Below are 16,600 nucleotides of genomic sequence, written 5' to 3'. Positions count from 1 at the left end.
ATCTCCACAACGGGGACGCAGGGACACGGGGGTGGCGAGGGGGTGGGACGGGGACCGGGCGGCAGGGGGCTACGGCGCGTCCGGCACCCGGACGGAGTGGCGGGGCTGCCACTGGAGCCTGACCCGTGAGCCGCGGTAGGCCGCGACGTCCTCGGAGGAGGTCTCCAGATTCTGCTGGAGGGCGGTGAGCCGTCCCCCGGCGTCGAGGTCGACCAGGAAACGGGTCGCGTCCCCGAGGTAGACGACCTCGGCGACGGTGCCGATGGCGCTGGAGCAGTCCGGCGTCCCGCTGTCCCGGTCCTCCTTCAGCACCCGGATCTTCTCCGGGCGGATGCTGAAGGTGCCGGTCTCACCCACCACCTGCTCCGCGGCCGGGCCGGTGAGCAGGTTGGAGGTGCCGACAAAACCGGCGACGAAGGGGGTGGCGGGCCGTTCGTAGATCTCGGCGGGGGTGCCCACCTGTTCCACCCGGCCCCGGTTGAAGACCGCGATGCGCTCGCTCATGGTCAGCGCCTCGTCCTGGTCGTGGGTGACGAAGACGAAGGTGATGCCGACCTCGCGCTGGAGCTCCTTGAGTTCGATCTGCATCTGCTCGCGCAGCTTGAGGTCGAGGGCGCCCAGCGGTTCGTCGAGCAGCAGCACCCTGGGGCGGCCGACCAGGGCCCGGGCCAGGGCCACCCGCTGCCGCTGGCCCCCGGAGAGCTGGGAGGGCCTGCGGTCGCCGAGTCCTTCGAGCCGGACGTCGGCGAGGGCCTCATGGGCCCGGCGCAGCCGTTCGGCCCTGGGAACCTTCTGGATCTTCAGTCCGTAGGCGACGTTCTGCTCGATCGTCATATGCGGGAAGAGCGCGTAGTCCTGGAAGACGGTGTGCACATCCCGCTCGAACGGGGCGAGCCGGGTGACGTCCCGCCCGGCCAGTTCGATGGTGCCGCCGGTGGGCGGCTCGAAGCCCGCGATCATCCGGAGCACCGTGGTCTTGCCGGATCCGGAGGGGCCCAGCATCGAGAAGAACTCGCCGTCCGATATCTCCAGGTCGACTCCGGCGACCGCCTCCGTCTTTCCGAAGGACTTGCGCAGGCTCTCCAGTCGGATGGCTTTCCCCTCCATGGGCGGGAACCTTTCTGATGCTGCCGGACGTTGGTCCGTAAAACTATGAAGCCATAGGTCTCATTACAAGACCCCGTTAAGGTAAAGCCTGAGTCAATGAACAGGGGGTGAGTGCCGTGACGCGAGACTTCGGTGGTGCCCGGCAGGGTGTCTTCGCGCCCGTCGACAGCCAGGCCAGGGTGGACGCCGTGGTGCGGCGACTGGGAGACGCCATAGAGCTCGGGCTGCTGACGGACGGGGAGCAGTTGCCCGGCGAGTCCGATCTCGCGGCGCGGCTCGGTGTCTCCACCGTCACCCTGCGTGAGGCTCTTATGGCCCTGCGTCAGCAGGGGTTGGTTACCACCCGCAGGGGCCGGGGCGGGGGCAGCTTCGTCACCGTCCCCGAAGGCCCCGCCGAGGAGCGGCTGCGCGGTCTGCTCATCGGCTGGAGCACCGAGGAACTCCGGGACCTCGGCGACCACTGGGCCGCCGTCTCCGGAGCCGCCGCGCGGCTGGCCGCCCACCGCACCGAGCCCGGCGATCTGCTCCAACTCGGCAGGTCCGTCGACCAGTTGGCCGAGGCGCCGGACCCCCCGGCGCGCAGCCGGGTGCACGGCCGCTTCCATGTGGAGCTGGCCGCCGCCGCCCAGTCCGCACGGCTGACCCGCGAGGAGATGGCCATCCAGACGGAAGTGGGCGCGCTGCTCTCCCTGGTGCTCGCGGACGACGAGTATCTGAAGGACGTGTGCGATCGTCACCGCGCTGTGATCTGCGCCCTGCACGATGATGCGGACGAGCAGGCCAGGGCCCTGGCCGAGGCGTGCGTCCAGCTGTGCATGGCGCGCTTGGTCGAACTCCGCCTCGCCACGCCCGGCGCCGACGGACCCCCTCCCCAGGAGAACACCTATGGGTAGCAGTCCCCGTCCCGCGGGTGCCGGGGCGGACCTCCTCGGTGAGGTGACCGCCGCCGATGTGGCGGCCCGCGTCCGCGACACCCTGGAGGGCGTGTTCGACGCCGTCCGCGAGATCCGTGACGACGCCGCGGCACTGCTCACCGCCGTCTCGGCAAGCGGGCGGCAGCCCGTCACCACCGATCTCGCCGAGCTCCGCCCCGGGCTGCACACCCGGCTCACCCGGCTCGAACTGGTCTCCGGCGCGGGGTTCGTGGCCGCCCCGGCGCTGCTCGCCGATGTACCGGCCTGGCTGGAGTGGTGGCAGATCGGCGCGGGCGGCGAGGTGCGCCCGCTCCTGCTGGACCTGGACCCGGCGCACTCGGCGTACTCCGACTACACCCACTGGGACTGGTTCGCGCTGGCCCGCGACACCGGCCGCCGCGCGGTCGCCGGACCGTATGTGGACTACCTCTGCTCCGACGAGTACAGCCTCACCCTCTCCGTGCCGGTGACCGTCGACGGCCGTTTCATGGGCGTGGCGGCCGCCGATGTGTACCTCTCGCACTTCGAGGCCGCGGTGATGCCGGTGATGCAGCGGCTGCCCGCCCCCGCCCTCCTCGTCAACGCACGCGGCCGGGTCGCCGCCTCGACCTGCGCCGACCACCTCACCGGCGCCCTCTTCAAGGGCCCGGACTTCGGGGCCGTCCCGGCCGGTCCCGCGGACGGTGTCGAGTACGGCGGACGGCGGCTGCGGCCCTGCGGGGACACCCCCCTCATCCTGGTCACCACCCCCGGTGACGAGGGCCACCCCGGGGCATGACCGCCACGGCGGCACCGGGCGCCCGGTCCCGGCCGCGGAGCACATAGATTGTGCCTACCGGAGGAACGACAAAGGTGGTTGACCCGATGAGCCTGTACGACATTCCGCTGCGCACCCTGTCCGGCGAGCCCACCACGCTCGCCGCACACCAGGACTCCGCGGTGCTGCTGGTCAACGTGGCGTCCAAGTGCGGCCTCACCCCGCAGTACGAGGGTCTGGAGCGGTTGCAGCAGCGCTACGCCGGGCGCGGTTTCACCGTGCTGGGCGTGCCCTGCAACCAGTTCGCGGGACAGGAGCCCGGGACGAGCGAGGAGATCCGCACGTTCTGCTCCACGACCTACGGCGTCACCTTCCCGCTGCTGGAGAAGGCCGATGTCAACGGCGAGCGGCGGCACCCGCTCTACACCGAGCTGACGAAGGTGGCGGACGCCGCCGGGGAGGCCGGGGACGTGCAGTGGAACTTCGAGAAGTTCCTGATCTCGCCGCGCGGTGAGGTCGTCGGCCGGTTCCGGCCGCGCACCGAGCCGGAGGCGCCGGAGCTGGTCGCCGCGATCGAGGCCCAGCTGTCCTAGGGCCCGTCTTCACAGGGGCTCCCGCTCCCGACGCCTGGCACGGCCCTCGCCGCGTTGTCGCCAGTCGCCCGAGTACGCCCAGTACGAGGGTGATGCTCCGCCGTGCGGTGTACCGCACCAGACGCCGCTCGCGGCCGGACGCCCCCCTTTGAAGACGGATCCCAGAGGTGCCGGCTGCCTGGACGGCCGGACGGGGTGGGGGCCGCACCGGCCCCCACCCCGTCCCGTGGGTGTCAGCCCCGCTCGGCGGCGAAGGCGGCCAGCCACGCCAGCGCCGCGTTCCAGTTGATGGCCACTTCGTTGGTGGAGTACGAGCCGATGTCGTCGACATAGCAGCGGGCGGGCGCACAGCCCCGGAGCTTCTCCCGCGCCACCGGATCCTCCAGGGACTGATTGGCGCCGCCCGCGAGCGTACCGGCGGGCGGCTCCGGCAGCGCGGCGTCGTAGGAGTGCGCCCAGAAGCGGTGGTGCTGGTGGTGCGAGGCCCGGGTGCCGTGGCCGGTGATGAACGACTGGCCGAGCGCGTTGCGGCCGAGCAGATAGTCGAGTGCTTCGAGCGCCCCGGTGCGATAGCGCCGCTCCCCGGTCAGCGCGTACGCCACGGCGATGACGGTCGCGTTGTTGGCCACCTGGCCGTTGGAACCCCAGACATAGCCGTCCGCGGGCAGCGGGACGGCATAGCCCTGGCGGTCCATCGCCGCCAGATATCCGTCGGCGGCGGTGACCAACGAGCCGCGGAGACGCGTGAGGTCGGTGGCCGGCAGCCCGGTGGGGACGGTGGCCAGGGTGATCCGGCCGAGGGCCGCGGTGTCCTGCCAGGAGAAGCCGACCGGGAGGAAGACCTCGTCGTCCGCGGTGTGGAAGGGTGAGGCGGTGACCGTGTCCCGGTACTCCGCCTCACCGGTGGTGGCGTACAGCTCGGCGGCCGCCCAGTAGAACTCGTCGCCGACCTCGGTGTCGTCGTACGGCCCGCCGCCGGTGCTGTCCGAAACCGGCGCCAGCAGCCCGGGGTTGGCCCGCGCGGCATGCCACGCGCGGCGCGCGGAGTCCAGGCAGCGGGTGGCGAAGACCGCGTCGTACGGCGCGAAGACACGGGCGCACTGCGCGGCCGTCGCCGCCAGGTTGAGGGTGGCCGCGGTCGACGGCGCGTGCAGCTCCCGCGGCTCGGCGTCCTGGTCGGGCCGGGTCGGCAGCGCGGTCCAGGCGGCGTCATGAATCTTGTGGAAGGCCATGCCGGCACGTGGCTCACCGTCCGGGATCTGCATCCGCATCAGGAACTCCAGCTCCCAGCGGGCCTCGTCGAGCACATCGGGCACTCCGTTGCCGCGCTCGGGCAGCCGCAGGGTGCTGTCACCCAGCGCCGCCTGATGGCCCGCTCGCTGTGCGCGGTCGAAGGAGTTCACCAGCTGCCAGGTGGCGATACCGCCGTTGACCACGTACTTGCCCTGGTCTCCGGCGTCGTACCAGCCGCCGCGCACATCCCGGACACCCTCGCACTCTCCGCTGGGGCACGGTACGGCGGTGTCACCGGCGTTGGGGGCGACCCCGAGGTGGCCGGCGGGCCGCGCGTGGGCCGATCCGGTCAGCGACGCCTCGATGGGGATCCCGCTGCGCTGCTGGTGGAAGAAGGACATCGCGTCCGCGCGCAGCGGGTCGTAGAGGTCGGCGCGGATGGCGAACGGCGGGCTGGTCCGCCCTTCGACGGTGAGGGTGTAGCCGGAGCCCGTTCCCCGGTACGAGGAGAAGTCCACCACATGCGTCGGGTCGCCGGAGGCGGGGTCGGTGCCGTGTGCGGTGGTGGTGCCCGAGGCGGACAACACACCGTTGGGGTTGCGCAGTTGCCAGGTCAGTCCGGTCTCGCTCGCGCTCACGACGGTGGCGCGCTTGGGGCCGTCGGGCAGATAGCCGAGCTGGTTGACATGGACGGCGGACGGGGAGACGGCCGCGCCCCGGGCGGACGGCGCGGCGGGGATCGCGGGGGCCGCCGGGGTGGCGGCCAGGGCCAGCGCGCCGGTGAGCACGACGGCGGCGGTCCGCGCACCGCGCGGCCGGGGGGAGTGGGACATGGGGACCCTTCTGTCGCGGTCGTGGCGGACGCGCGCACCGCTCGTGGGGACACAACGGGTGCTGGGAGCGCTCCCACGTTATGGCTGAGCGACGGCGCTGGATAGCGCCGTCCGGGCGAACACGGTGCCGGCCCCCGGTTGTCACATTCGGGCGGCGGCATCCGTCAGGGAGGTGACGGCGCGCGACACATTCGCGGCGGCATCCGTGACGAGGAGACATGACCGATGGACCGGCATCACGTTCTGGCGGAGAGCTTCGAGATCCACCGCGGCCATCTGCGGGCGGTGGCCTACCGCATGCTCGGCCCGCTGAGCGAGGCGGACGACGCGGTCCAGGAGGCGTGGCTCCGGCTGAGCCAGTCGGACGCCGCCGAGGTGCGGAACCTGGGCGGCTGGCTGACCACGGTGGTCGGCCGGGTCCGTCCGGACATGCTGCGCTCGCGCGGTGCCCGGTGCGCGGCGCGAGGGGTCGCTGGAGGTGCGGGTACCGGATCCGATCCTCAGCGGGGAGCGCGGGGCCGACCCGGAGGACCAGGCGCTGCTCGCCGACGCGGTCGGCCTCGCCCTGCTCGTCGACCTGGAGACGCTCGCCCCGGCCGAGCGGCTGGCCTTTGTGCTGCACGATCTGTTCGGGGTGCCGTTCGACGAGATCGCGCCGCTCGTCGACCGCACCCCGGCGGCGGCCCGTCAGCTCGGCGGCCGGGCCCGCCGCCGGGTCCGGGGGCGGCCCCGGCGCCCGACCCGGACCGCACCCGGCAGCGCGAGGTCGTCGACGCGTTTCTCGCCGCCGCGGGGGCGACTGCGAGGGACTGATCGCCCTGCTCGACCATGAGGTGGTGCTGCGTGCCGACTACGGCGCGGCGTCCGTCCTGGCCCCGCGCGAGGTGCGCGGCGGTGCCACGGCGGTGGCGAACCAGGCGCTCACCTTCTCGCGCCTGGGCGGATCGGACGCGGTGTCCCGGCCCGCCCTGGTGAACGGGGCGGTGGGGTGGTCAGTTCACGTGCCGGCCGGCCGTTCTCGGTGCTGGGCTTCACCGTCACCGGCGGGCGGATCGCGGCGATCGACATCCTGGCCGACCCCGAGCGCCTGAGCACCCTCGATCTGACCGTTCTGGACTGGGGACTGAGGACTGAGGCAAGGACTGAGGACTGCGGGGCGGCGGGGACCGGCGGGGCGTCGGTGTGGCCCTACCGGCTCACACCGGTACGGCCACCGGAGTGTCGGCGTCCTTCCCGGTCCGGCCCTTGCGGTACAGGGCCGCCGTGAGCAGTACGCCCGCGACGAAGAAGCCCGCCGACCACCAGTAGGCGACCTCGTAGCTGTGCAACTGGGCCCGGACCGCGGTGACCGGGCCCGGCCCGTGTGCCGCCAGGTAGTCGGCCGAGGCCTCGGCGGCCAGGGTGTTGAGCAGGGCGGTGCCGATGGAACCGCCGATCTGCTGCATGGTGTTGACGGCCGCGGAGGCGACCCCGGCGTCGTCCGAGCCGATCCGGTCGGTGGCCATGGCCATCGCCGGGGGCATCACCAGGCCGAGCCCGATCCCGGAAGCCAGCAGCGGCGGCAGCACGGCCACGGCGTAGCCGCTGTCCAGGTCGAGGCCGGTCAGCCACACCATGGCGATGGCGGTCAGCCCCATCCCGAGCGGCACCACCGCCTTGGGGCCGAGACGGGGGACCAGGATGCCGGTGGAGAACTGCGCGGTGACCATCAGTCCGCCGATCATCGGGAGGAACGCCAGCCCGGTCTGGACGGGGCTGAACCGCAGACCGCCCTGGAGGTAGTAGGTCAGGAAGAGGAAGACGCCGAACATGCCCGCGCCGGAGAGCCCGATGGCCAGGAAGGAGGCGCCGCGGTCGCGGTCCAGCAGCACCCGGGGCGGCAGCAGCGGATGGGCCGTACGCGTCTGCCAGCGGGCGAAGGCGATCAGCAGTACGGTCCCGGCGGTCAGGAATCCCCAGGTGAGCGGGGAGGACCAGGAGTGGCTCTCGGCGTTGGAGAAGCCGTAGACCAGGCCGAAGAGGCCCGCGGAGACCAGCACGGTGCCCGGGAGGTCGAGCCGGGGCCGGTCCGCGGGTGCGCCGCGCCGGAGGAACGCCACTCCGCCGGCCAGGGCGAGGGCGGCGAAGCCGAGGTTGACGTAGAGGGTCCACCGCCAGCTCAGATGCTCGGTGAGCAGCCCGCCCAGCAGCAGCCCGATACCGCCGCCCGACACGGCGATCGCCCCGTACGCGCCGAACGCCTTCGCCCGCTCCCTGGGGTCGGTGAAGGTGGTGTTGAGCAGGGACAGCGCGGCGGGGGCGAGCAGTGCGGCGAAAAGGCCTTGCAGGGCACGGCCGGTGACCAGCAGTCCGAAGCCGCCCGCCGCTCCCGCGAGCGCCGAGGCCGCGGCGAACCCGGCCACGCCGATGAGGAAGACCGCCCTGCGGCCGAAGAGGTCGGCCAGCCGCCCGCCGAGGAGCAGCAGACTGCCGAAGCAGAGGGAGTAGGCGGTGACGATCCACTGGCGGTCGCCGTCGGAGAAGCCGAGGTCCCGCTGTGCCGAGGGCAGGGCGATGTTCACGACGGTGGCGTCGAGGACCGCCATCAACTGGGCGATGCCGATGGCGGCGAGGATCCACCAGCGGTGCCGGACCGCGTCGGCCGGCGGGGAGGTCGGAGTGGTCGGGCCGGTCGAGGTGCCGGTGGTGCCGGGGGTGGTCTGGCGCATGGCGGTGCCCTCCGGGCTGGAGGCTGAACGATTCCGCAGGGAAACGAAACCGTTTCGTACACCGTGAACGTAGCCGCCACCTCATCGAAACGCAAAAGTTTCGGTTACGCGTGTCGAGCGCGGGCATCCGGGCTAACACGCCGCCGTCAGCGCCGCCGTCAGCGCCTCAGGGGCGGGCGGCCCGGTTCGATGACGGTGACCCCGCCCTTGGCCCCCGCCGCCATCGTGGACAGCGCATCGGGCACCTCGTCCAGTCCGATGACATCGGTGACCAGCAGATCGGGCCGCAGCGATCCGGCCTCGACCATCTCCATCATCGGCCGGTAGGCGTGGGCGGCCATGCCGTGGCTGCCCAGCAGTTGCAGTTCGAGCGCGATCACCTGGTCCATGGGGAGCATCGGGCTCCCGGCGGCCGGGGGCAGCAACCCCACCTGGACATGGCGGCCATGGCGGCGGAGGGACTTGATGGACGCCGCGCAGGTGCGCGGGGAGCCCAGCGCGTCCAGCGAGACATGGGCCCCGCCGCCCGTCGCGTCCGCGACCGCCTCCGCCACCGAGCCCAGGGTGGACGCCACGTCCACGCACACCTCCGCCCCGAACCGCGCGGCCAGCGCGAGCGCCCGGGGGGAGATGTCCACCGCCACCACCCGCGCCCCGGCCGCCGCGGCGATCATGACCGCGGACAGCCCCACCCCGCCGCAGCCGTGCACCGCGACCCATTCGCCCGGGGCGACCCGGCCCTGCGCCACCACGGCACGGAACGCGGCGGCGAAGCGGCAGCCGAGACCGGCGGCCGTGGTGAACGACAGCTCGCTGCGGATGCCGACCAGATTCACATCGGCGTTCTCGATCGCCACGAACTCGGCGAACGATCCCCAGTGGGTGAACCCCGGCTGGGTCTGCCGCTCGCACACCTGCTGGGCGCCCTCCGCGCAGGCGGCACAGCGCCCGCAGGCACAGACGAAGGGGACGGTGACCCGGTGTCCCGGACTCCAGTTGAGGACGTCCGGGCCCACCTCCTCCACCACGCCCGCCAGTTCATGGCCGGGGACATGCGGCAGCCGTATCTCCGGGTCGTGGCCCATCCAGCCGTGCCAGTCGCTGCGGCACAGCCCGGTCGCCTCGACCCGGATGACCGCACCGCTCCGGGAGGGGGCCGGGTCGTCGACGACCCGGACCTCGGGCCTGTGCCCGAAGTCATCGAACACCACAGCACGCATCGACCCGCTCCTCGCTCGAACACCCGGTGGGGGCGCTCGAACCTACACCACAACCGGCGGGTATCAGCGCTTGTCGCGCTGCCCGTCCGAGAGTTGGGCCGCGGTCCTGCCGGCCCCGGCCTGCCGCTGAACCCGCTCGGACAGGCTCGGGAAGAGTCCGCCGAGTGCGCTGCCGAAGCGCAGCTCCACCGGGGCGACGTTCACCTCGGCCCGGTTGCGTTCGATGGCGCGGATGGTCGCCACCGCCACCTGGCGGGTGGACACGGTCCGCACCCCGGCGGGCGGCGTGGCGCCGGAGTCGGCGAACATCCCGGCGTCGCCCACGAATCCGGGCTGCACCAGCGAGACCCCGACGCCCGTGCCGTGCAGGTCCTGCCGCAGTCCCAGGGTGAAGCCGCGCAGCCCGAACTTGGACGCGTTGTAGAGCGCGGCACCGGGGGAGGCGGTACGGCCCGAGAGCGAGCCGATCATCACCAGATGGCCGGAGCCCTCGGCCACCATCTTCGGGGCCATCAGCCGGGACAGCAGCAGCGGAGCGCGCAGATTGACGTCGAGGGCGCGGTCGAGCTGGTCGGTGCGGTAGTCGAGCACCTGCCCGCTGGAGGGCAGCGCGGCGTTGGCGATGAGGATACGGGCGTCCGATGCCTCCTCGGCGAGCCGCTCCAGATCCGACCGGTCGGCCAGATCGGCCACCAGCGCCCGTGCGCCCAGACGGTCGGCCAGCGGCCGCAGCACCTCCTCGCGCCGCCCGGTGAGCAGGAGTGTGGCGCCCTTGGCCGCGAGCGCGCGGGCCAGTGTCTGGCCGATGCCCCCGGTGGCCCCGGTGAGCAGGACGGTCGTACCGCTGATCCGCATGCGATCTCCTCCGGTTACTGACGGGTTCGTTGGGGCACCGTACTGCCCGCACCCGGTACCCGCGCCACCCCGGGGCGGAGGCTCGGTGGAAGTCGGGTGGAGGAGGAGGGGAGCACGCCGGGGAGGGACCCGCGGGGGAGAGGCCCGATCCCTTCGTGGCGGCCGGACCGGGATGCCCGGGGCCGCTCAGATGTCGCGGCCGGACGCGCTGCCCAGCCCGTACACCCGGCGGGCGTTGTCCGCGGCGAGCAGCGCCGCCACCCGGTGGGCGTCCCGCCGCGACCAGGCTCCCTCCGCCACCCAGCCGTTCACCAGCGCGGACAGCCCCTCCCTGAACAGCCGGGCCCCCACCACATACAGCTCGGGCAGCCCGTAGGCGTCGGTCGAGAACAGCACCTTGCCGAAGGGGGCGAGCTCCATCATCTCGGCGAGCACGGCCCCGGCCCGCGCCCCGGTGTGCGTCAGGGCCAGCCCCACATCGGCGTAGACATGGGGGAAGACGGCGGCCAGATAGCCCGCGCCGCGGTGGTACGGATAGCCGTGCAACAGGATCAGCGTGCAGCCGGTGGGCCGTACCGCGCGGATGAAGTCGGTGAGCGCGAGCGGATCGCAGCGGTCCAGCCGCAGATCCGGATCGCCGAACCCGGTGTGCAGTTGGAGCGGCAGCCCGGTGTGCGCGGCCGACCACAGCAGATGGCGCAGCAGTACGGGATCGGTGACCCGGGCCGCGGCCCCGTTGCTCTCGGCCCGGCGGGCGAGCCAGCGCTCGGCCGCGGTGTGCACGTCGGCCGGGGCCGGGGGTTCGGGCGCCAAGTCCAGCCCGTAGCGGTACGCGGCCACCGACTTGAACCCCGCCGCCGTACGGGCCGCCTCGCGCACCCCGTCCGCCAGCCCGGTCAGGAAGTCGTCCGCGGTCAGCGCGGTGTCCGCGGTCCGCTCCGCCAGCTGTTCCAGGCGGACGATCTCATGGGCCGTACCGCCCGCCGCCGCGGCCAGCTCCCGCGGTGTGGTGAGGTCCCCGGGCAGTCCCGTGTCCACCAGGAACTCACCGATGCCGGACGCCGCCAGCAGCCGCCGGGTCACCTCCCGCGCCCCCATCTCGCGCCGCCGGGCGAGGTACCGGGCGGGCGGGCAGTGCGGGTCCAGCCCGAGCAGCGGTGGACACCAGCGCCGTACCGCGAAGCCCAACTGGCTGTCGAAGAACGTGGTGCCGAGCGCCGCGGGCGCGTCGGACTCGGTCAGGAACGCCTCGAACGCGGCCGAGTCCAGCTCGGAGCGGACCACCCCGTGGCAGTGGTGGTCCACCAGGGGCGGCAGCGGAAGCTCGGCCGGGTCCGGCCTCTCGGCGCCGGGCACGGTTCAGTACCGCCCGCGGGTCGCGGTCGCGATCTCCTGGGGGCTCGCCTTCGCGAACAGCTCGGACTCCGCCCGGCGTACCGCCGCGATGGACTCGAAGAGCGGATCGCCCATCGCCTCCCGGAGCACCGCGGAGTCCTCGAACCGCTCCAGTGCCTCCGGCAGCGAGGTGGGCAGCCGCCGCTCCCGCCCCTGGACCACCGGGTCACCGGAGACCGGCGCGGGCAGGGTCAGACCGGCGTCCAGCCCGGCCAGCCCGGCGGCGATGACCGAACCCGTCACCAGATACGGATTGGCCGCCGGGTCGAAGCACTTGACCTCGGCGTTGGCCGCCCCCGGGTCATCCGGTGCGCCGGTGATGAACCGCAGCGCGGCCTCCCGGTTCTCCAGCCCCCAGCACTGGTACGCCCCGGCCCAGCGGGAGGGCTCGAGCCGCAGATAGCTCGCGGGGGAGGGGGCGCCCACCGCGAGCAGGGCGGGCAGCGCGCGCAGTACCCCGGCGAGGAACGCCTCGCTCGTCGCCGTCATGCCGTGGGGGCCGTCGCCGTCCCGGCACAGATTGCGGTCGTCCTGCCACAGGCTCATATGGAGATGGCCGCCGTTGCCCACCCCGCCCGCCCGCACCACCGGGCCGAACAGCGGACGCAGCCCGGCCCGCCCCGACACCGCCCGGATCGTCTCCCGCACCAGCACGGCCAGATCGGCGGCGCCGACCGGATCCGCGGGTGCCACGGACACCTCGAACTGCCCGGGGGAGTACTCCGGGTGGAGTTGGAGCACCTCGATCCGCTGGGTGCGCAGGACGCCGAGCAGATCGGCGAGATAGCCGGAGAGGTCGACCACCCGCGCCATTCCGTACGCAGGGCCCGCGCTGGGGTAGCGCGGTTCGTCGTCCGTCGCCTCGTCCGAGGTGATGACCCACTCCGTCTCGAACCCCATGCGCAGGGTGAGCCCACGCTCCCGGGCCCGCTCCGTCATCCGCCGGGCGAACAGCCGTTGACAGGCGGGGTGTGCCGCCCCCGCCTGGTCGTACCGGTCGGCCGGAGCCCATGCCCAGCCGGGCTGCGCGGCCAGCGGGGTGAGCCGGTCGAGGTCGGGGAAGAGCCGCAGATCGCCGTCGGGGCCGCCGATGTGGGGGCTGGTGGTCATGGAGTCGTCGACCAGATAGACGTCGAAGACCGGGGACATTCCGACACCGCGGCGCGCGGCGTGCGGGAGCCGTGCGGCGGGCACGGCTTTGACCCGGGTGAGGCCCGCGTTGTCCACCCAGGTCAGCGCGACTCCGCTGACCCCGTCCACGGCCAGCCGCTCGGCCTCCTGCCGAGCCCGCTCATATGCCCGTTCGCGATCGCCCGTCCCCATGCACTTCCTCCTCTGTCGCCACCAATGCCCCGAGCGTATTGCCTCGAACCGGTGATGCGGTGACGGAACGTCCCGATCAGGGAGGGAGGGTGACGGGCAGTCACGTAAGGCGACGAGTCGCCTCCGCCGCGACGGCGGCGCCCCTCGGGCGCGCCTTTCGGGACGAGGGCATGGCCGTCACCGGGCACCTGCCGCTCCGCGGCGCGGTGGGCGCGCGCACCGCACGGGTGTGGCTCGTCCGTGGGCCATACCGTCCGCCCGGACCGTCCCGGCTCCGTGACGTGGTCCATGGCCCCCGCGCGGCCGTTCCCGCGCGGCGCGGCCCGTACGGTCGCTGCCGGGGTGCGATCCCGCGCCCGGCGCGGGCGGCGGGGCTGCGCGCGCCGATGGCCGCGCGGTAGTGCTCGGCGGTGCCGCGGGCGGCCTGTTCCCAGGTGAACCGCCGCAGCACCCGCTGGCGTCCGGCCGCGCCGCCCCGGCCTTCGCGGCGCGGCCCCGCCGCGGGCGTCCCGGCTCGGCGCGGTCGGCACCGGCCGTGGCCGGACCGTGCGGCGTCACGTCCATCGTGGCACCGCCCCGCCGCCCCGCCGCCCCGCCGGGACCCGCCGACGCGTCCGCCGGCCGCGGGGGCAGCGTCCCGGCCGAAGCCGGGACGCTGCCCCCCACGACCGGCCCGGGATTGGCGCATCCGGCCCCGCTTTCGTACAGTTCCGCCGTTACCAGGGAAAACGGCGATCCAGAAAGCGGCAGCGGCGATGACGGTGACTGACGAGGGCCGGGCCGGGACGGCGGGCGTCGATCCCATGACAGCGGAGACAGCGGAGACAGCGGACGCGGCGGACGCCGGGTCCGAGGCGCCGGGCATCGACCCCGAGCGGCTGGCGACCTGCCTGAGCGTGCTCGCGGAGCTCGACCGGCTGCCGGTCGACCATCCCGATGCCATCACCGTGCGCCGCGCCACCTCCGGGATCTACCGCACCGTGAAGCAGCGCCGCCGCCAGGAGCGGCGGGCCGCGAAGACCGCCAACGACAAGGCCGTGACCGAGGCCACCGCCACCGGGGCCGCCGACCGGATCGACGACGAGACGCTCGGCCTGGCCCTCACCAGTTCGGTGACCACGGAGATCGCGGGCATCCTGGTGCGCCCCCGCTCCTGCTACGTGTGCAAGACCCGCTATGTCGAGGTGGACGCGTTCTACCACCAGCTCTGTCGCGAGTGCGCCGCTGAGAACCGGGCCCGCCGCGACGCCCGTGCCGATCTCACCGGACGGCGTGCGCTGCTCACCGGCGGCCGCGCGAAGATCGGGATGTACATCGCGCTGCGGCTGCTGCGCGACGGGGCGCACACCACCATCACCACCCGCTTCCCCCATGACGCCGTCCGCCGCTTCAAGGCGATGCCCGACAGCGGTGAGTGGCTGCACCGGTTGAAGATCGTCGGCATTGATCTGCGGGACCCCGCCCAGGTCATCGGGCTGGCCGACACGGTGAGCGCCGCGGGCCCGCTGGACATCCTGATCAACAACGCCGCGCAGACGGTCCGTCGCTCGCCTCAGGCGTACGCGGAGCTGATAGCGGGCGAGTCGGCGCCGCTGCCCGCCGGGGAACTGCCCGAGGCCACGGTCCTCGGCGCCTTCGGCAGCGGCTCCCAGACGGCCCTGCCGGGGCCGCGCCGTCCACGGGACGGCGCGCTGACCCCACAGGACCTCACTGCCCTCGCCCTCACCAGCGGCTCCGCCTCACCCGCCCGGATCGAGGCCGGCACCGCGATCGACGCGGGCGGGCTCATACCGGACCTGGACGCGACCAACACCTGGATCCAGCGGGTCCACGAGGTCGATCCCGTCGAGATGCTCGAAGTGCAACTCTGCAACGAGACGGCGCCCTTCATCCTGGTGAGCCGACTGCGTCCGGCGATGGCCGCCGCGCCCGCCCGGCGCAAGTACGTGGTGAACGTGTCCGCGATGGAGGGCAAGTTCGGCCGCGGATACAAGGGTGCCGGGCATCCGCACACCAATATGGCCAAGGCCTCGCTCAACATGCTCACCCGCACCAGCGCACGCGAGATGTTCGAGTCCGACGCCATCCTGATGACCAGCGTCGACACCGGCTGGATCACCGACGAGCGGCCGCACCCCGACAAGATGCGGCTGGCCGCCGAGGGCTTCCACGCCCCGCTCGACCTCGTCGACGGCGCGGCCCGGGTATACGACCCGATCGTCCGGGGTGAGCGGGGCGAGGACCTCTTCGGCTGTTTCCTGAAGGACTACGCGCCGACGACCTGGTAGCAACCACCGGGGTCACCGTCGGTACGCGGCGGCGCGCCCCTCATCCGGCCGCCGCTGTCCTGGGACGGCGGCGGAGGGCCGCAGTGCAGCGCCGCCACAGCCGCCTGGCGCGGGACCGCAGCGCGGCCCAGGTCCGCGCCCGGGCGCGGGCGCCGCGGCTGGCGGCCAGTTCCTCGAAGAGCTGCTCGTAGCGCCAGGCGATCGGCGCCGGGTCGTACGTCCGCGCGGACTCCAGGGCCGCGGCCCCCATGGCCCGTCGGGCCGGGGCGTCGTCGATCAGCTCCAGCAGGGCACCGGCGAGCGCGTGCTTGTCCCCGGTCGGCACCAGCCGCCCGGTGATCCCGTCCTGGATGATCTCGGCCGGGCCCAGCGGGCAGTCGGTGCTCACCACCGGCACCCCGCAGCGCATCGCCTCCACGATCGTCATGCCGAACGACTCGGCGTCCGAGGCCACCGCGACCAGCGACGCCTTGGCGAACTCCGCCTCGATCGGGGAGCGCGGCCCCATCAGTTCGGCGCTGCCGTCCAGCCCCTGCTGGGTGATGCGCTCGCGCAGCCGGTCCTTCTCCGCGCCACCGCCGTAGATCCGCAGCCGCCATTCGGGATGCTTCTCCACGACCTCGGCGAAGGCGTCGATCAGCAGGTCGAAGCGCTTGCCACGGACCAGCCGGCCGGCCGCTGCGATCACCGGCTCGATGCCCTCGGAGGGCGGGACATCCGGTTCCGGGACGCTGTTGGGTATCGCCAGGGTCCGCGTACCCGGCAGCGGCATCCGCTTCCGGTAGACCGCGGTGTCGGCCTCGGTCGTCGTGACCACGGCGTCGAGCGTGCGGTAGTGCGGTGCGAGTTCCGCCCGGAGCCGCTTGCTGTGCGCCTCGTACCGCAGATGTTCCTGGGCGATGCGCAGCGCGCCGCGCGGGGCGAAGCGGGCGACATAGACATTGACCCCCGGCCGGGTGCCCACGATCACATCGGCGCGGCAGCCGCGCAGATACTCCGCCGCCCGCTCGTCGGTCAGCCTGCTGTACTGCTTGTAGCGCTTCTCGTGGACGGGGAAGTCCCGGGCCGGCTCGCCGAGCCGCGGATCCCGCGTATCGGCGCTGTCCGGGCGCGTGTCCACCAGCGGGATCAGCCGGACCCGGGGGTCCACGGTGAACCGCGGCGTCTCGCGGTGCCGTCTCATCGAGACGATCTCCACGTCGTGGCGATCGGCCAGCGCCGCGGCGAGGTTCAGCGTGGTCCGGATCGTTCCGCCGATCCCGTAGGCGTTGTGCAGCAGGAATACGATCTTCATACGGTGATTTTCTCCGGCCGGTGGCATCGCCGGGGCGGGTTTCCCCCGGAACGTGTTCGACACCTTCTCCGGGTTCGGTA

At 73.1% G+C, this 16,600-nt stretch carries 12 protein-coding genes and 2 pseudogenes; 5 read left to right on the top strand and 9 right to left on the bottom strand.

Annotation, left to right across the window (positions count from 1 at the left end; all coding sequences use genetic code 11):
- Positions 1 to 69: 69 nt before the first annotated feature.
- A complete protein-coding gene (locus HUT19_RS04445) occupies positions 70 to 1,107 on the bottom strand; it encodes an ABC transporter ATP-binding protein (protein WP_176179173.1) in 1,038 nt (345 codons plus the stop codon).
- A gap of 116 nt (positions 1,108 to 1,223) precedes the next feature.
- Between HUT19_RS04445 and HUT19_RS04440 the strand changes: the two genes are divergently transcribed.
- The 3 genes from HUT19_RS04440 (at position 1,224) to HUT19_RS04430 (ending at position 3,371) form a co-directional block, all read left to right on the top strand.
- Positions 1,224 to 2,000: a FadR/GntR family transcriptional regulator gene (locus HUT19_RS04440; RefSeq protein ID WP_176179172.1), complete on the top strand. Its 777-nt coding sequence runs from the start codon at positions 1,224 to 1,226 to the stop codon at positions 1,998 to 2,000.
- On the top strand, positions 1,993 to 2,799 hold the full coding sequence (locus tag HUT19_RS04435) for a cache domain-containing protein (RefSeq protein ID WP_176179171.1): 807 nt from the start codon (positions 1,993 to 1,995) through the stop codon (positions 2,797 to 2,799). Before HUT19_RS04440 ends, HUT19_RS04435 begins: the two co-directional genes overlap by 8 nt.
- 86 nt (positions 2,800 to 2,885) lie before the next feature.
- A complete protein-coding gene (locus tag HUT19_RS04430; protein WP_176179170.1) occupies positions 2,886 to 3,371 on the top strand; it encodes a glutathione peroxidase in 486 nt (161 codons plus the stop codon).
- Positions 3,372 to 3,604: 233 nt separating this feature from the next.
- On the opposite strand, the gene HUT19_RS04425 is transcribed toward HUT19_RS04430, so the two are convergent.
- On the bottom strand, positions 3,605 to 5,437 hold the full coding sequence (locus HUT19_RS04425) for a glycoside hydrolase family 9 protein (protein ID WP_176179169.1): 1,833 nt from the start codon (positions 5,435 to 5,437) through the stop codon (positions 3,605 to 3,607).
- A gap of 225 nt (positions 5,438 to 5,662) precedes the next feature.
- Here HUT19_RS04425 and HUT19_RS04420 point away from each other — a divergent pair.
- Positions 5,663 to 6,542 (top strand): annotated as a pseudogene (locus tag HUT19_RS04420) (sigma-70 family RNA polymerase sigma factor); the annotation flags it as partial.
- A 91-nt stretch (positions 6,543 to 6,633) separates the two neighbouring features.
- On the opposite strand, the gene HUT19_RS04415 reads toward HUT19_RS04420, so the two are convergent.
- The 6 genes and pseudogenes from HUT19_RS04415 to HUT19_RS42800 form a co-directional block, all read right to left on the bottom strand.
- Complete coding sequence (locus tag HUT19_RS04415) at positions 6,634 to 8,145, bottom strand: MFS transporter (RefSeq protein ID WP_176179168.1); 1,512 nt, start codon at positions 8,143 to 8,145, stop codon at positions 6,634 to 6,636.
- Between the two features lie 158 nt (positions 8,146 to 8,303).
- Complete coding sequence (locus HUT19_RS04410) at positions 8,304 to 9,365, bottom strand: alcohol dehydrogenase catalytic domain-containing protein (RefSeq protein WP_176179167.1); 1,062 nt, start codon at positions 9,363 to 9,365, stop codon at positions 8,304 to 8,306.
- A 63-nt stretch (positions 9,366 to 9,428) separates the two neighbouring features.
- Positions 9,429 to 10,220, bottom strand: coding sequence for an SDR family oxidoreductase (locus tag HUT19_RS04405; protein WP_176179166.1), 792 nt, complete (start codon positions 10,218 to 10,220; stop codon positions 9,429 to 9,431).
- A 186-nt stretch (positions 10,221 to 10,406) separates the two neighbouring features.
- Positions 10,407 to 11,576 (bottom strand): amidohydrolase family protein, encoded by a 1,170-nt coding sequence (locus tag HUT19_RS04400; RefSeq protein ID WP_176179165.1) that lies wholly within the window; start codon positions 11,574 to 11,576, stop codon positions 10,407 to 10,409.
- 3 nt (positions 11,577 to 11,579) lie between these two features.
- Entirely contained in the window at positions 11,580 to 12,938 is a 1,359-nt protein-coding gene (locus tag HUT19_RS04395; protein WP_176179164.1) for a glutamine synthetase family protein, read from the bottom strand.
- A 100-nt stretch (positions 12,939 to 13,038) separates the two neighbouring features.
- A pseudogene (locus HUT19_RS42800) lies at positions 13,039 to 13,416 on the bottom strand (hypothetical protein); the annotation flags it as partial.
- A gap of 325 nt (positions 13,417 to 13,741) precedes the next feature.
- Here HUT19_RS42800 and HUT19_RS04390 point away from each other — a divergent pair.
- Entirely contained in the window at positions 13,742 to 15,226 is a 1,485-nt protein-coding gene (locus HUT19_RS04390) for an SDR family NAD(P)-dependent oxidoreductase (protein ID WP_176186465.1), read from the top strand.
- A gap of 40 nt (positions 15,227 to 15,266) precedes the next feature.
- Here HUT19_RS04390 and HUT19_RS04385 read toward each other — a convergent pair whose 3' ends face one another.
- Positions 15,267 to 16,520 carry a glycosyltransferase family 4 protein gene (locus HUT19_RS04385; protein ID WP_176179163.1) on the bottom strand — a complete coding sequence of 418 codons (1,254 nt, stop codon included), beginning with the start codon at positions 16,518 to 16,520 and terminating at the stop codon, positions 15,267 to 15,269.
- Positions 16,521 to 16,600 lie beyond the last annotated feature (80 nt).

This window comes from Streptomyces sp. NA02950, assembly GCF_013364155.1.
GTDB lineage: Bacteria > Actinomycetota > Actinomycetes > Streptomycetales > Streptomycetaceae > Streptomyces.
The sequence above is the reverse complement of the archived record's forward strand: the minus strand, read 5'-3'. Positions and strand labels throughout refer to the sequence as shown.

What these genes read in the sequence shown, in the direction of transcription:
- HUT19_RS04445 (WP_176179173.1), bottom strand. Translation starts at nt 1,107, where the DNA reads ATGGAGGGGAAAGCCATCCGACTGGAGAGCCTGCGCAAGTCCTTCGGA.
- HUT19_RS04435 (WP_176179171.1), top strand. Translation starts at nt 1,993, where the DNA reads ATGGGTAGCAGTCCCCGTCCCGCGGGTGCCGGGGCGGACCTCCTCGGT.
- HUT19_RS04430 (WP_176179170.1), top strand. Translation starts at nt 2,886, where the DNA reads ATGAGCCTGTACGACATTCCGCTGCGCACCCTGTCCGGCGAGCCCACC.
- HUT19_RS04425 (WP_176179169.1), bottom strand. Translation starts at nt 5,437, where the DNA reads ATGTCCCACTCCCCCCGGCCGCGCGGTGCGCGGACCGCCGCCGTCGTG.
- HUT19_RS04415 (WP_176179168.1), bottom strand. Translation starts at nt 8,145, where the DNA reads ATGCGCCAGACCACCCCCGGCACCACCGGCACCTCGACCGGCCCGACC.
- HUT19_RS04410 (WP_176179167.1), bottom strand. Translation starts at nt 9,365, where the DNA reads ATGCGTGCTGTGGTGTTCGATGACTTCGGGCACAGGCCCGAGGTCCGG.
- HUT19_RS04405 (WP_176179166.1), bottom strand. Translation starts at nt 10,220, where the DNA reads ATGCGGATCAGCGGTACGACCGTCCTGCTCACCGGGGCCACCGGGGGC.
- HUT19_RS04395 (WP_176179164.1), bottom strand. Translation starts at nt 12,938, where the DNA reads ATGGGGACGGGCGATCGCGAACGGGCATATGAGCGGGCTCGGCAGGAG.
- HUT19_RS04390 (WP_176186465.1), top strand. Translation starts at nt 13,742, where the DNA reads ATGACAGCGGAGACAGCGGAGACAGCGGACGCGGCGGACGCCGGGTCC.
- HUT19_RS04385 (WP_176179163.1), bottom strand. Translation starts at nt 16,520, where the DNA reads ATGAAGATCGTATTCCTGCTGCACAACGCCTACGGGATCGGCGGAACG.